Source organism: Pedobacter kyungheensis (assembly GCF_000812965.1).
Lineage (GTDB): Bacteria > Bacteroidota > Bacteroidia > Sphingobacteriales > Sphingobacteriaceae > Pedobacter > Pedobacter kyungheensis.
Map to the genome: position 1 here is coordinate 20,244 of NZ_JSYN01000015.1, position 13,021 is coordinate 33,264.

Consider the following 13,021-nt stretch of genomic DNA (forward strand, 5'->3'; position numbering starts at 1 on the left):
CCATCTGCTTTAAGCGAAAGTTTTATCACATTTGGGAATAAAGCTTAACTTTAATAAAAATAAAAATTATGGAAACACAACATTTACCTGTCTATGCCATTGTGTTTATATGTGGGGCGCTGGCATACTATCTTTTGCAAAAAATAATGGATCTCCTAAAGGGCAGCGAAAGGCGTGGTAAACCTACCACCATGGATCCGGCAATTATTCAGCAAATGGTAGATAATTATCGGAACAATCACCTGGAAGCCATTAATAAGCTAATAGGTATAAAAGATGCACATTCAGTTTCGTTTGGTTTAAAAACCCTGAAAAAATTTGTTGGCGATATTGAATTTTATGCCAAAAAGGTAGATCCACGCATTACAGATGGTGCTTTAGGGGTTCGTTTCTACTATGCAGCCTACCCGAAAGAGAACGAATGGAGCGGCTTTGAAAACGAAATCGGAAAAGATTACGCCCAAAGGCATACCCTGATTATGATCCCTACCTTAAAAAAGAAAGCCAGCAATGGGAGCTATCTCGATTATGATTTTAATCCTTTAGACAGGAGTACTTTCCCACTTAAAGAAAGAAGCAAAGAACAGCCGGTTACTTTAATGGCCATGAGTTCTGATACCAGCGGTGGCCAAACCCGCGAAGTAATGGCCCAAAACCATGGCCAAACCATTCCGCCGGCCGATTCAGCAATAGAAAGTTATTAATCCTTAAATAAGATGAGTCCTGAACAGCAATTTCTGAGCGACAGCTTCCTCTGGGTAGAAGGAGGAGCAGCATTAATTGCGTTATATTATTTCAGACGCTTAAAAAGGCAGCATTGGCGTTATTTTATCTATTACCTGCTGCTTATTTTTGCCTGCGAAGTAATTGGTAAATGGGGCGGAGAATGGATCAGTTTTTCAAAAACCAAGTATTACAATTATATCGTTATTCCCTTTCAGTTTATCTTTTTTTACTGGCTTTATGCCGTAAAATCGTTCAGCAATAAAAAATTATTCTGGCTAATTGCTGCATTGTATGTGCTATCGTTTATGCTTAGCCGGCTATTTTTTAAAGAAAGTAAAGTATATTTTTCTTTCAACTATACGCTGGGCTGCTTATTACTTATGTTTTTGGTGATCAAGGAGTATTATAATCAGGTTAATTCTTTAGATATCCTGAATTTTCAGGCAAACCGGATGTTTTACATTAATCTGGGCGTTACCTTATTTTATATTGGCACATTACCCTTTTTTACTTTTTATTCGTTATTGCGGGCTTATATCCAGATTTGGGATATTTATTTCGATTATTTCCTGATTTCGGGCATTGTAATGTATATCTTATTCTCAATTTCATTTATATGGGGAAAACAGAGCTCTTAATTACGATTATCCTTTTTAACCTGTTTTTTGTGCTGTTTGTAGTAGCCATTATGGTTTACATTAAAAAATATAAGCAACGCAAAAGAGAATATTTGAATGAGATTAAAATTGCTAATGAAATACACCAAAAGGAGTTGTTAAATACGCAGCTTGAAATTCAACAGGCAACTATGCAACAGATTGGTCGCGAGCTGCACGATAACATCGGCCAGAAACTTACTTTGGTTAGCCTTTATGCGCAGCAGCTGGTACACGAAAATAAAGTGCCCCAGGCCAACAACCGGATCGAACAGATTTATCAGATTATTAATTCATCGCTGCAGGATTTAAGAAGTTTATCTAAAAACCTGACAAATGATAATATAAATGAAAATGAAATTGTAACTTTAATACAGGAAGAAGTAGACCATATTAATGCTTTAAAAAGATGTGAGGTAACTTTTGAGCATAATTTTGAACACATCGATCTGGAGTTTGTAAAAAAGAATGTTTTGTTGCGGATTACGCAGGAGTTTCTTCAAAATAGTTTAAAACATGCACAATGCAGTAACATTAGCATTCATTTAAAATCATCTGCAGCTGTTTTTTTAACCTTACAAATACAAGATGATGGAATAGGATTCGATTTTGCGCACATTACTTCTGACGGTATCGGATTAAAAAACATGAAAAAAAGAGCAGAAATTATTGGCGGAGCATTCAATTTAGCAAGCAGACCCAACTCAGGCACCACACTCACGATTATTTTAAACAGCCCGGCATGAAACCATCATGATTTACCAAAACCCGCAGGGGAATGAATATTTAAAATCATAATAGCTTCATCACCTTTGAAAACAAACTCTATATTGATGAAAAAAACGATAGTTATTGTTGATGATCATATCCTGATTGCGAAAGCACTTCAGGGCATTATCGATAATTTTGAGGCATTTGAGGTGATTTATGTCTGTGAAAATGGAAAGGAGCTGATGCAAAATTTCGAAAACAGCCATAAAATTCCCGACATTTTACTCCTCGATATCAGTATGCCTGTTATGGATGGCTTTGAAACCGTAGCCTGGGTAACGGCAAACCATCCCGAAGTAAAAGTGATGGCCCTGAGCATGCAGGGCGAAGAAAAAAGTGTTATAAAAATGGTAAGCAACGGTGCAAAAGGCTATCTGCTCAAAAATGCCCATCCGGTTGAGCTGGAAAATGCATTGACCAAATTAGATATCAACGGATTTTTTTATCCCGATTGGGCATCAAAAATTATCTTTTCCAGTTTAAATAAGACGAAGGATGCAGAAATCAAAATTTCCGACAGGGAAAAAGAGTTTCTAAAATATACCGTTACCGAGCTTAATTATAAAGAAATAGCCGATAAAATGTTTTGCAGCCCCCGCACGGTTGAAAGTTACCGTGATCAGCTATGCGAAAAACTGGAACTCAAAACACGTGTTGGTTTGGCTGTTTTTGCCATCAAGAATGGATTTGCATGAGTTGGTTAACTGTTTAAATTGTAAAAACTGGTTAATTGAGGGAGTATGACAATTAGACGATTGGCACAATTAACCAATTTAAACAGTTAACCGATTAACCTCATAATCTGCAATTAAGAGATTTAAACAGTTAACCAATTAACCCACTACAACGCTTCCCATTTTTTCCTACTTTTGAAGCATGAAATTCCATCATTTGCTATTTCTGGTTATTGCTGTGCTTTTTGCCTCATGCAAACCAGAAGAAAAGAAGCATCAGTATATTAAATTTAATACAACTCAAGAATTATATCAATTCTTAAACTGGTCGCCTGAGGGGCGTTTCCCATTAATCAGTGCCCACCGGGGTGGCCCCATGCCCGGTTTTCCGGAAAATTGCATCGAAACCTTTGCAAATGCTACCACCTATAACCCCATGGTAATTGAGTTTGATATTGCGTACAGCAAAGATTCGGTAATGGTGATTATGCACGATGATAACCTGGACAGAACCTCGACAGGTAAAGGGCCAATTGGTAATTACACCTACGAGGAGTTAAAAGCTTTTAACCTTAAAGATGATGCGGGCAAGGAAACCAAATTTAAAATCCCGACTTTAGATAGCGTATTGAGCTGGAGTAAGGGAAAAGTGTTGTTAACCATCGATTTAAAAAAAGGGGTTTCTTACGCTAAAGTAATCGAAAAGGTAAGGCAGTATAAAGTAGAAAGCAATTCGATTATCATTACCTATACCGCTAACCAGGCTCAGGAAGTGCACCGTTTGGCTCCTGAATTAATGATTTCGGCTTCGGTACAGAAAAAAGCAGAATTAAAACGCTTAAACAGCATGGGGATTCCAAACAACCGCATTGTAGCTTTTGTTGGCGTTACGGCACCAGATAAAGAGTTGTACCAGTACCTGCACAGTAAGGGCATTACCACCATTTTAGGTACCATGGGCAATATTGATAAGAGCTCGATTGCTAACCCGGCTAAGATGGTTTATTATCACATTACCAACAATGGCGCTGATATTTTATCGTCAGATAATATTGAACAGGCCGCAGAACAATTGGATAAGTTTAGGTACAATAAAAAGTTAAGTTCAACTTTCGTCTTTTAGTTTAAGTTTACGCTTTGGTCTTTCCGCTTAGTCTTTAAGCTTTATTACAGATAACATATAATGAGTATTTCAGTTAAAAACCTTTCCAGGCATTACGATAAACAAAAAGCAGTAGACTCGATTAGTTTTGAGGCCAGGCCGGGCCGTATTTTGGGTTTTTTAGGGCCAAATGGTGCAGGTAAGTCTACCACTATGCGCATGCTTACAGGGTACCTCGAGCCAACATCAGGTACAGCAGCTATAGCGGGTAAAAATATTTTAACCGAAGCCATTGCTGCGAAAAGGCAAATTGGCTACCTGCCAGAAAATACTCCGCTTTATGCCGATATGTATGTAAAAGAATTTTTAACCTTTGTAGGCCAAACTTATGGTTTAAGCCATTTGGCTGCAAGGGTAGATGAAGTGGTTAAAATGGTTGGCCTTACGCCCGAACAGCATAAAAAAATCGGCATGTTATCAAAAGGGTATCGCCAGCGGGTAGGTTTGGCGCAGGCCATTATCCATAATCCCGAAGTTTTAATTCTCGATGAGCCTACATCTGGTTTAGATCCGAACCAGCTGGTCGATATCAGGTTGCTAATCAAATCGTTGGGCGCTGCCAAAACAGTGGTAATATCGACACATATTATGCAGGAGGTTGAAGCCATTTGCGACGATATCATCATTATCAATAAAGGTAAAATTGTAGCCAACGATTCACTTGAAGGGATAAAGAAAACCTACGGCGGTCTTTCTTTAGAAGATATTTTTAGAAAACTTACTGCTTAATTTCATGCTTGTAACCAAAATCAAATTAACTTTAATTATAGTATTGGGCTTGGTCCCTGCAGTATTAATGGCTCAAAATACCCCGAATATCGGTATTGGTGGCGAAATTGGCTTGCCCTCGGGTAACTTCGCTGGTGTATCGGCAGTAGGATTGGGCGCATCTGTAAAGGCTGATTTGCCGCTTGCAAGCAATCTGGCCTTGAGCTTAAATGCCGGGTACATGAATTTTTTCGGTCGACGAAACCAGATTCTCCAGGTTCAGGATTTAAGTTATGCACCTGCAAAAGTGGGATTAAAGTACTGGTTAAGTGAAGGTTTTTATGCCGAAGGTCAGTTGGGCGCCGCTTTACCCTTAAGTAGAGGCCTGAAAACATTATTTGCATGGTCGCCGGGTATTGGCACCCAGTTTAAATTATCGGGCGAAAATAAACTCGATTTGGGGATCAGGTACGAGGGCTGGTCGGGTAAACGGGATAGTAACTTGATTAATACAAGTTCTGTTAACACCAAAGGTTTTGCCGGACTAAGATTTGCTTACGTTTTCGGACTCTAGTGTGATTTTTTGAATTAAATCTCTATTTTTTTCTCAAAAATATACACTTAGACGTATCATTTAACCTAATTACAACTTTTTAGAATAAAAATTATTGTTCTGTAAGTTGTTTGTTATTAGGTGTTTGCGTTTTGTTTTTCGCCTTTTTAAAATTGTTTGTAACGTTTTTGGCGTAATTATTGTCTATAACAGCAAAATAATTAACGAACAAATAATCTAAAAAAACACATGAAAAAGTTATTACTTTCTTTAGTAATGGTTGCAGGCTTAGGCTTTGCAGCTTCAGCTCAAACAGAAGGAGCAGTTCAAAAATTAAGCATTGGTGCTGAGTTTGGATTGCCAACAAAAAAGAATTCAAATTCCTTAATTGTGGGAGGTTCATTGCAGTATGAGCATCCTGTAGCAAAATCTTTAAGTTTAACGGGGTCTGCGGGTTATTTATCTGTAATGCTGACAGGCGATGTTAAAGATGCTTATAAAGCGTTAGGGCTTCCAACAAGTGCAGGTGTAGTTCCATTAAAAGCAGGTGCTAAATATTATTTTGGCGGTAACTTTTATGGCGCTGGCGAATTAGGTGCAGCAATTAGCACTGAAACAGGCGGTAGTACATTATTTGCTGTTGCTCCAACCTTAGGTGCTTCGTTTTCAGTTGCCGATAAATCTAGCTTAGATTTTGGTTTACGTTACGAAAACTGGTCAGGTAACGGTGGTTCAACAGGCTTTATTGGCTTACGCGCTGCTTTTGCATTCGGTTTGTAATAAAACCTTTAACGCATTTAAAAGCCTCCAAGCAATTGGGGGCTTTGTTGTTTATAGAAATTTATTCTGGTAAATATTTTAACTATTAAATTAGTTTGTTTATCATTGCAGCATTTTGTTTGTCAATCAGGCAAATACACGGAAAATTAAAAACAATTCTAACAAACAATCTCAAAAAAATCAGATGAAAAAATTAGTATTATCTTTATTAACAGTTGCAGCATTAAATACTGCAGCTTTAGCTCAAAACAGTAATCCGGTTAAATTTGGTTTAAAAGCAGGTGTGGCTTTTCCAAATATGACTTTCTCGGCAGGTAGTGCATCATTTAGTTATGGTACAAAAACCTCGTATTATGTTGGTGGAACGGTAGAGTTCGACTTATCCGACCTGGTTTCAATTCAGCCCGGATTAACCTTTATTGATAAGGGAACAAAAATTAACAGCAGTAGCTTTGGTTTCAATAATGACGATTTTCTTACCGATGTTGATGCCACGCTAAACTTTAAATATCTTGAACTTCCGGTTAACGCCCTTGTAAATTTCAAAGTGGCCGATGCAGGTAAAATATTTGTTGGCGCTGGTCCTTATTTTGCCTATGCTTTAAGTGGAAATGCTAAAATGGGATCGGAGAAAGAGAAAATAGAATTCAAGGATTCTGGTTTCAGACGTACCGATTTCGGACTAAATTTCCTGGCTGGTTTTCAATTAAATAATGGCTTAAATATTCATGCCGGTTATGGGCTGGGCTTAGGTAATATGGCTAACGACGAAGAAGCACAGGATTTTGATGCTTCAATTAAGCATAAAGTATTTACCGTTGGATTAGGTTTTTCTTTCTAAGCTGTAATAAAAAACGTTAAGCCTCTGATGAAAATCGGGGGCTTTTTTTGTGCCTTATTTTTAGCAATCACGCTATTAACGATTAACCATCAACTATTAACCACCATCCATTTACCATTCAAACGAAGCAGCCAACGAAAAAAATATTTCTTAACTTCGGCATTTAAATTTAACTATGTACGCAGTTTTTAAACGCGAGTTATTCAGTTTCCTCAGTTCGATGGTGGCTTACATCACCATTGGCATTTTTTTACTCGTTTCTGGACTTTTATTTTGGGTATTTCCTGATACTTCGGTGCTCGAGTACGGTTATGCCGAACTTAATGGTTTTTTTAGCCTCGTGCCTTATCTGTTCATGTTTCTCATTCCGGCCATAACCATGCGTGCCTTTGCCGAAGAAAGAAGAGAAGGCACTTACGAGCTTTTGGTTACACGCCCCATCCAGCTCTGGCAGATTATTGCAGCAAAATACCTTTCCAGCTTGGTATTGGTTCTTTTGGCGCTTATCCCCACTATAATTTATTACTACAGCATTAGCAAATTAGGCTTTCCTGAAGGTAATATTGATTCTGGTTCCGTGATCGGGTCGTATATTGGTTTGTTTTTACTTGGGGCGGCATTTACCGCCATTGGCATTTTTTCTTCATCGCTTACCAAAAACCAGGTCATTGCTTTTGTGATTTGTGCCGCTTTATGTGCGTTTGCTTTCCTGGGTTTCGATTACACCAGTCAGGTTAGTTTGTTTAAAGCTATCGAAAGCCCAATGATGAATTTGGGCATTAACCAGCATTACACTGCCATTAGCCGTGGCGTTTTAGATACCCGAGATCTGATTTACTTTATTACCTTCTCGGCTTTGTTCTTGTTTTTAACCAAATTAATGATGGGAGGGAAGCGATAATGGGGCTGAAAAATAAATGGATCTCTGCTGCTTTGTTTATTGCAGCATTAGTTGTTTTAAATGTAATTGGGCAATATGCTTTTAAACGTTTTGATTTTACGGCCGATAAAAGATTTACACTAAGTGAAAAAACAAAATCGCTGCTGGCCAAAAATGATAAACCCGTTATCATCACCGTTTTTTTAAATGGCGAATTGCCACCTGCTTTTAAACGTTTGCAAAGTGCTGTAAGCGATATTTTATCTGATTACCAGGCCTATTCGAAAGCAGATGTAAAAGTGGTTTTTGTTGATCCGCTGGCGGGTTTAAGCCAGGCCGATCAGGATACGGTAGTAAACAATTTGTACGAAAGCGGGATTGAAGCCACCAATTTAAGTGTTAAAACTGAAGCCGGACTTACGCAAAAACTGGTATTCCCGATGGCAATGATGGAGAGCGACGGAAAACAATTTCCCGTAAAACTTTTCCAAAATCTCGATACCCGCGGTAGTTATGAGGATAATATTAACCGTGCCATCGAAAACCTCGAATATATCTTTACTTCGAGCTTAAAAAAGGTAATTACAGGTAATAACCCCAGGATTGGTTTTTCAGAATCAAACGGGGAATTGTCTGATCTGCAGCTTAATGATGCTATGCATAGCCTGGCAAACAGCTATCTGGTAGGTCGTGTTGATTTAAATACAATTGATAAGGCCGGGCTCGATAAATTAAAAATGCTGGTAATTGCGAAGCCAACCAAAGCCTTTACCGAGACGGAAAAGTACAAGATCAATTACTTTGTCATGAACGGTGGACGCGTACTTTGGAGCATTGACCAGGTTCGTGCCGAACTGGATAGCCTTAGGGGGCAAAGCGGGCAAATGGCTACCAATAGCAACCTGAACCTCGATGATATGCTCTTTATGTATGGCGCAAGGGTTAATTACAACATCATCGCCGACCCGGCAAACAGTGCCGAAATTCCGGTTTCAACCGGGGTAGTTGGCGGCCAGAACCAGATGCAGCTCATGCCCTGGATTTATTACCCCATCTTATTACCCGATACAACCGAAAGCGTAGTAAAGAAACTGGATGGCGTAAAGTCTGAATTTCCCAGTACAGTTGATACTATTGGGGCCAGAAACATTAAAAAATCGTATATTTTAACTACTTCTGCCTTTAACAAAGTATTTAATACGCCTAAGTTGTTTAGTCTGCAAATGGTTGGCGAACAATTGGATCCGCGTTCATTTCAAAGTCATCCGCAAAATGTAGGTTTAATGTTAGAAGGGAATTTTCCTTCGGTTTTTGCCGGCAGGCCTTTGCCAGCAGGTATTACACAACCCTACAGCGTAGAAAATGTGGGCAAAGCTGCTAAAATGATTGTAATTGGCGATGGTGATATTTTTAAAAATCAGGTATCAGCACAAAATGGTACGCCATTTCCGTTGGGTTACGACCGTTATTCGCAACGTACTTTTGGCAATAAGGCCTTGTTGTTAAATATTGTTGATTATTTTACCGATGAAGATAATTTAATTGCCCTGCGCAATAAGGAAGTGAAGATCAGATTGCTCGATAAAGGCAAAATTAAACTCGAAAAAACTAAATGGCAGCTCATTAATGTTGCGGCGCCCATACTATTGTTAATATTCTTTGCAATTTTTCAACATTATTACCGCAAATACAAGTACGCTAAATAATTTTTATATTTTTGAAGAAGACTAAAAGATATCATGAGATTTATTGTATCCACATCAACGCTGTTAAAACACTTACAAACTGTAAATGGTGCTTCGAGCAGCAGTACAGTTTTACCCATATTAGAAAATTTCCTTTTCGAGATTAAAGATGGAAACTTAACTATCTCTGCTACCGATTTACAAACAAGCATGACAACTGCTTTGGCTGTAGAATCAAAAGAAGAAGGTAAAGTAGCTGTTCCATCCAAAATTTTATTAGATACACTTAAAACCCTGCCAGATCAGCCAATTGCATTTAACATTGATGACAGTACTTTTGCCATCGAGATTAGTGCAGGTGACGGTAAATATAAACTGAGTGGCGAAAACGGCGACGATTTCCCGAAGATTCCTGTTGTAGAAAACGCTTCTTCTGTTAATTTGCCAGCATCGGTTTTAACCGAAGCCATTACCAAAACTATTTTTGCAGTAAGTAACGATGAACTTCGTCCGGCAATGACCGGTGTATTTTGCCAGTTATCGCCACAGCACATTACTTTTGTAGCTACCGATGCACACAAGCTGGTACGCTATCGCCGTATGGATAGCAAGGCTGATAAAGCAACTTCGTTTATCCTGCCTAAAAAAGCTTTAACGCTTTTAAAAGGTGCTTTGCCTTCTAACGATATCAATGTATCGGTTGATTATAATGCAACAAGTGCTTTCTTTAAGTTCGAAAATATCAATTTAGTGTGTCGTTTAATAGACGAACGCTATCCAGATTACGAGGCAGTAATTCCGACAAACAACCCGAACAAATTAATTATTGACCGGGTATTGTTTTTAAATACACTGAGAAGGGTTGTAATTTTTGCCAATAAAACCACACACCAGGTAAGGTTAAAAATCAGTGGCAGCGAGTTAAATATTTCATCAGAGGATTTAGACTTCGCCAATGAGGCACACGAGCGTTTAAGCTGCCAGTATGATGGCGAAGACCTCGAAATCGGCTTTAATGCCCGTTTCTTAATCGAAATGCTGAGCAATTTAAGTGGCGATGAGGTAACTTTAGAGCTATCTACACCGAACAGGGCAGGGCTTTTAATACCGCAAACCAACGATGAAAATGAAGATGTTTTAATGCTGGTTATGCCGGTTATGCTAAATAATAGTTATTAGTCTACTAATTTTTTAGTTTTTATACAAAGAATGGCTTGGTTTTTGACCGAGCCATTTTTGTTTTCAACCAAATAACAACTAACCATGAAAATCTTTAACAAGCTCTCAAAAGTGATCTTTCTGTTTTTTACTGTTTCTGTACTGGCTTTATCGTCCTGTAAAAAAGATGATCCCGATGTGGTTGTTAAGGGCGAAGCAAAAATTAAGGTGGTTAATGCAACGTTGACAGAAATTGAGCAGGATGTTTATTTAGATAATGTTAAGGTTACCGGTGTAGCGCTGGCCTTTGGCGAAACCAGCGATTATATTAAAATACCTTCCGGCAGTCGCAGTGTGGCCTACATTGGCTTAAATAGTGCCAATAATACCAATACCTCTTTTAATTTTACGCCTTCCATTACCTACACTGCTTTTTTGGTCGCCAATAAGAGTAATGTACGCGAAATTGTAAGCTACGAAGATAACCTTAGCACTACCGAGATGGATAAAGCGAAAGTGAAGCTGATAAACCTGAGCCCAAATTTCCCAACAGGAATAAATGTGAGTGTGCAGGCCGGTTTGCAGTTTGTTAATGGCCTGGCCTATAAAGAAGCATCAGGCTATTTTACAGTCGATGCCGGTTTGAATTTAAGGTATTCGGTTGTTGGTTCGGGCAACATTAAAACAATTGATAATTCGAATTTAGTGGCTGGTAAAATATACACCATTTGGTTTAGTGGCACAACAGCTGCAAACTTGGAGGCGCATATCATTACCGATAATTAATTTCGGTAAATTCATAAGCTTTCTGCTATCTTTACGTTTTATTAGCATCAGCAATTTTATATGAAAAATAGCAATTTTTTATGGCCTAAAATGTTTCTTCTTGTGCCGGTATTAATGATTTTTTCCTGCATCAAGAACGATAATTTTATTAAAGGAGATGCTAAGATCAGGTATTTTCATTCGGCAGTAACAGATACTATTCAAAATTTTTTCCTGCGCGGCGTTCAATCTGGCGCTTCTACAGCTTATGGTTCAAACAGTAATTATATTGTTGTGGCCGGCGATTCAAGCTACACCATTACCTCCAGAAATATAAATACAACTACAGATGTAGCCAGTACCACCAATAAATTTGATATTGGCGCCAATTATTCGATATTCTATACCCGTAAAACACTTACCGGTCCACCCGTTTTAACGGTTTTTCAGGATGATGTGAAGCAAAATTTAGATTCTGTAAAGCTAACCTTCTTAAATCTCGGTTATACTTTAGGTTCTAACGTTATTGTAAAAGATGCCGCGGGAGCATTTGCACAATTTACAATGAAGTATGGCGACAGGGTAAGTCGTACGATTAAATTAACCAAGGCTACCAGGATTTCTTTTGCACTGGAAGCTCCCATTGCAACGCAACCAGATGTAAATGCATTAGATTCGCTTCCAACCAATACATCAAAATCAATTGCCATTACAAAAGGATTGGTTTATACGGTTTTGCTTGATGGAACAAAAAAGAATGAGCTTCAAATGCGCCTGGTTTCTACCAACTAATTATTATTGCATTTTACTAGCATTTAATCCCTTTGATATTCATACTTTTGCCCAAAATTAGATAAATGGAATTACTACAGCAGCTTTTAGACTTTATCCTTCACATAGATGTCCATTTAGCCGAAATTGTTAAAGAATACAGTACCTGGACTTACCTGATTTTATTTCTGATCATCTTCGCTGAAACTGGTTTTGTGGTTACGCCATTCCTGCCAGGCGATTCGTTACTGTTTGCAATGGGTGCTTTAATTGCAGGCGAGCATGAAACGGGTTTAAATATCTGGGTAATGATGGTTATTTTAATTGTTGCCGCTATTTTAGGTAATACCGTTAACTATAAATTAGGAAGTGTTTTAGGTGCAGGGGTATTTAAAGAAAAGAATAAAATCTTAAAGCTTAAATATTACCACCAATCGCACGAGTTTTTTGAAAAACATGGTGGTAAAGCCATTATGTTGAGTAGGTTTTTACCTATTTTCAGAACAATTGCGCCTTTTGTGGCTGGTATTGCCAAGATGCCTTTCGGCAGGTTTACCTATTATAATATTATTGGTGGTGTTACCTGGATTTTTGCTTTATTAATGGGCGGATACCTATTGGGCCAGATACCGGTAATTAAGAATAACTTTGAACTGGTGATTATCTTTATTGCTGTGGTTACTTTTGTACCAGCGATATGGGCTGCCATTAAAAGCCGTTTACAATCAAAAAAAACTGAAGAAGTACTTTAAAAAGTAGTTTAAACAAGATAAATGAAAGAGACTTTAGCAATAAGGTCTCTTTTTTTGTTTATAAAAGGTTTACAGCAAATAATAAATCAAGTCTATTATTATGTTTTTTTGGGCCTTCGACAACCTGTTCCGATTCATC

At 38.1% G+C, this 13,021-nt stretch carries 15 protein-coding genes; all 15 read left to right on the forward strand.

Features of this window, described 5'->3' with window-relative positions:
* Positions 1-68 precede the first annotated feature (68 nt).
* The 15 genes from OC25_RS12770 to OC25_RS12840 all read left to right on the forward strand — a co-directional run bounded on the left by OC25_RS12770 (position 69) and on the right by OC25_RS12840 (position 12,882).
* Positions 69-704, forward strand: a complete 636-nt coding sequence (locus tag OC25_RS12770) for a hypothetical protein (protein WP_156131466.1) — start codon at positions 69-71, stop codon at positions 702-704.
* Positions 705-716: 12 nt separating this feature from the next.
* Positions 717-1,364, forward strand: coding sequence for a hypothetical protein (locus OC25_RS12775; RefSeq protein WP_039476641.1), 648 nt, complete (start codon positions 717-719; stop codon positions 1,362-1,364).
* The gene (locus OC25_RS12780) at positions 1,343-2,128 is read left to right on the forward strand and encodes a sensor histidine kinase (RefSeq protein ID WP_039476642.1); all 786 of its coding nucleotides are present in this window, start codon (positions 1,343-1,345) and stop codon (positions 2,126-2,128) included. Before OC25_RS12775 ends, OC25_RS12780 begins: the two co-directional genes overlap by 22 nt.
* A gap of 87 nt (positions 2,129-2,215) precedes the next feature.
* Entirely contained in the window at positions 2,216-2,848 is a 633-nt protein-coding gene (locus OC25_RS12785) for a response regulator transcription factor (protein WP_039476643.1), read from the forward strand.
* Between the two features lie 181 nt (positions 2,849-3,029).
* On the forward strand, positions 3,030-3,950 hold the full coding sequence (locus OC25_RS12790; RefSeq protein WP_039476644.1) for a glycerophosphodiester phosphodiesterase family protein: 921 nt from the start codon (positions 3,030-3,032) through the stop codon (positions 3,948-3,950).
* 60 nt (positions 3,951-4,010) lie between these two features.
* A complete protein-coding gene (locus OC25_RS12795; RefSeq protein WP_039476645.1) occupies positions 4,011-4,718 on the forward strand; it encodes an ATP-binding cassette domain-containing protein in 708 nt (235 codons plus the stop codon).
* A 4-nt stretch (positions 4,719-4,722) separates the two neighbouring features.
* Positions 4,723-5,271, forward strand: coding sequence for a hypothetical protein (locus tag OC25_RS12800; RefSeq protein ID WP_052266190.1), 549 nt, complete (start codon positions 4,723-4,725; stop codon positions 5,269-5,271).
* Between the two features lie 228 nt (positions 5,272-5,499).
* On the forward strand, positions 5,500-6,030 hold the full coding sequence (locus OC25_RS12805; protein WP_039476646.1) for a hypothetical protein: 531 nt from the start codon (positions 5,500-5,502) through the stop codon (positions 6,028-6,030).
* A gap of 184 nt (positions 6,031-6,214) precedes the next feature.
* Complete coding sequence (locus OC25_RS26945; RefSeq protein WP_156131467.1) at positions 6,215-6,871, forward strand: porin family protein; 657 nt, start codon at positions 6,215-6,217, stop codon at positions 6,869-6,871.
* Between the two features lie 175 nt (positions 6,872-7,046).
* A complete protein-coding gene (gene gldF / locus OC25_RS12815; protein WP_039476647.1) occupies positions 7,047-7,772 on the forward strand; it encodes a gliding motility-associated ABC transporter permease subunit GldF in 726 nt (241 codons plus the stop codon).
* On the forward strand, positions 7,772-9,457 hold the full coding sequence (gene gldG, locus OC25_RS12820; RefSeq protein ID WP_039476648.1) for a gliding motility-associated ABC transporter substrate-binding protein GldG: 1,686 nt from the start codon (positions 7,772-7,774) through the stop codon (positions 9,455-9,457). Before gldF ends, gldG begins: the two co-directional genes overlap by 1 nt.
* A 33-nt stretch (positions 9,458-9,490) precedes the next feature.
* Complete coding sequence (gene dnaN / locus OC25_RS12825; RefSeq protein WP_039476649.1) at positions 9,491-10,615, forward strand: DNA polymerase III subunit beta; 1,125 nt, start codon at positions 9,491-9,493, stop codon at positions 10,613-10,615.
* An 84-nt stretch (positions 10,616-10,699) separates the two neighbouring features.
* Positions 10,700-11,380, forward strand: coding sequence for a DUF4397 domain-containing protein (locus OC25_RS12830; protein ID WP_039476650.1), 681 nt, complete (start codon positions 10,700-10,702; stop codon positions 11,378-11,380).
* A 60-nt stretch (positions 11,381-11,440) separates the two neighbouring features.
* A complete protein-coding gene (locus OC25_RS12835) occupies positions 11,441-12,151 on the forward strand; it encodes a DUF4397 domain-containing protein (protein ID WP_039476651.1) in 711 nt (236 codons plus the stop codon).
* Between the two features lie 65 nt (positions 12,152-12,216).
* Positions 12,217-12,882, forward strand: coding sequence for a DedA family protein (locus OC25_RS12840; protein WP_039476652.1), 666 nt, complete (start codon positions 12,217-12,219; stop codon positions 12,880-12,882).
* The last annotated feature ends 139 nt before the right edge of the window (positions 12,883-13,021 follow it).

Excerpts from the sequence above, each read along its gene's own strand:
- OC25_RS12775 (WP_039476641.1), top strand. The coding sequence starts at position 717 with ATGAGTCCTGAACAGCAATTTCTGAGCGACAGCTTCCTCTGGGTAGAA.
- gldG (WP_039476648.1), top strand. The coding sequence starts at position 7,772 with ATGGGGCTGAAAAATAAATGGATCTCTGCTGCTTTGTTTATTGCAGCA.
- dnaN (WP_039476649.1), top strand. The coding sequence starts at position 9,491 with ATGAGATTTATTGTATCCACATCAACGCTGTTAAAACACTTACAAACT.
- gldF (WP_039476647.1), top strand. The coding sequence starts at position 7,047 with ATGTACGCAGTTTTTAAACGCGAGTTATTCAGTTTCCTCAGTTCGATG.
- OC25_RS12800 (WP_052266190.1), top strand. The coding sequence starts at position 4,723 with ATGCTTGTAACCAAAATCAAATTAACTTTAATTATAGTATTGGGCTTG.
- OC25_RS12795 (WP_039476645.1), top strand. The coding sequence starts at position 4,011 with ATGAGTATTTCAGTTAAAAACCTTTCCAGGCATTACGATAAACAAAAA.
- OC25_RS12840 (WP_039476652.1), top strand. The coding sequence starts at position 12,217 with ATGGAATTACTACAGCAGCTTTTAGACTTTATCCTTCACATAGATGTC.
- OC25_RS12790 (WP_039476644.1), top strand. The coding sequence starts at position 3,030 with ATGAAATTCCATCATTTGCTATTTCTGGTTATTGCTGTGCTTTTTGCC.
- OC25_RS12780 (WP_039476642.1), top strand. The coding sequence starts at position 1,343 with ATGGGGAAAACAGAGCTCTTAATTACGATTATCCTTTTTAACCTGTTT.
- OC25_RS26945 (WP_156131467.1), top strand. The coding sequence starts at position 6,215 with ATGAAAAAATTAGTATTATCTTTATTAACAGTTGCAGCATTAAATACT.
- OC25_RS12830 (WP_039476650.1), top strand. The coding sequence starts at position 10,700 with ATGAAAATCTTTAACAAGCTCTCAAAAGTGATCTTTCTGTTTTTTACT.
- OC25_RS12785 (WP_039476643.1), top strand. The coding sequence starts at position 2,216 with ATGAAAAAAACGATAGTTATTGTTGATGATCATATCCTGATTGCGAAA.
- OC25_RS12770 (WP_156131466.1), top strand. The coding sequence starts at position 69 with ATGGAAACACAACATTTACCTGTCTATGCCATTGTGTTTATATGTGGG.
- OC25_RS12805 (WP_039476646.1), top strand. The coding sequence starts at position 5,500 with ATGAAAAAGTTATTACTTTCTTTAGTAATGGTTGCAGGCTTAGGCTTT.
- OC25_RS12835 (WP_039476651.1), top strand. The coding sequence starts at position 11,441 with ATGAAAAATAGCAATTTTTTATGGCCTAAAATGTTTCTTCTTGTGCCG.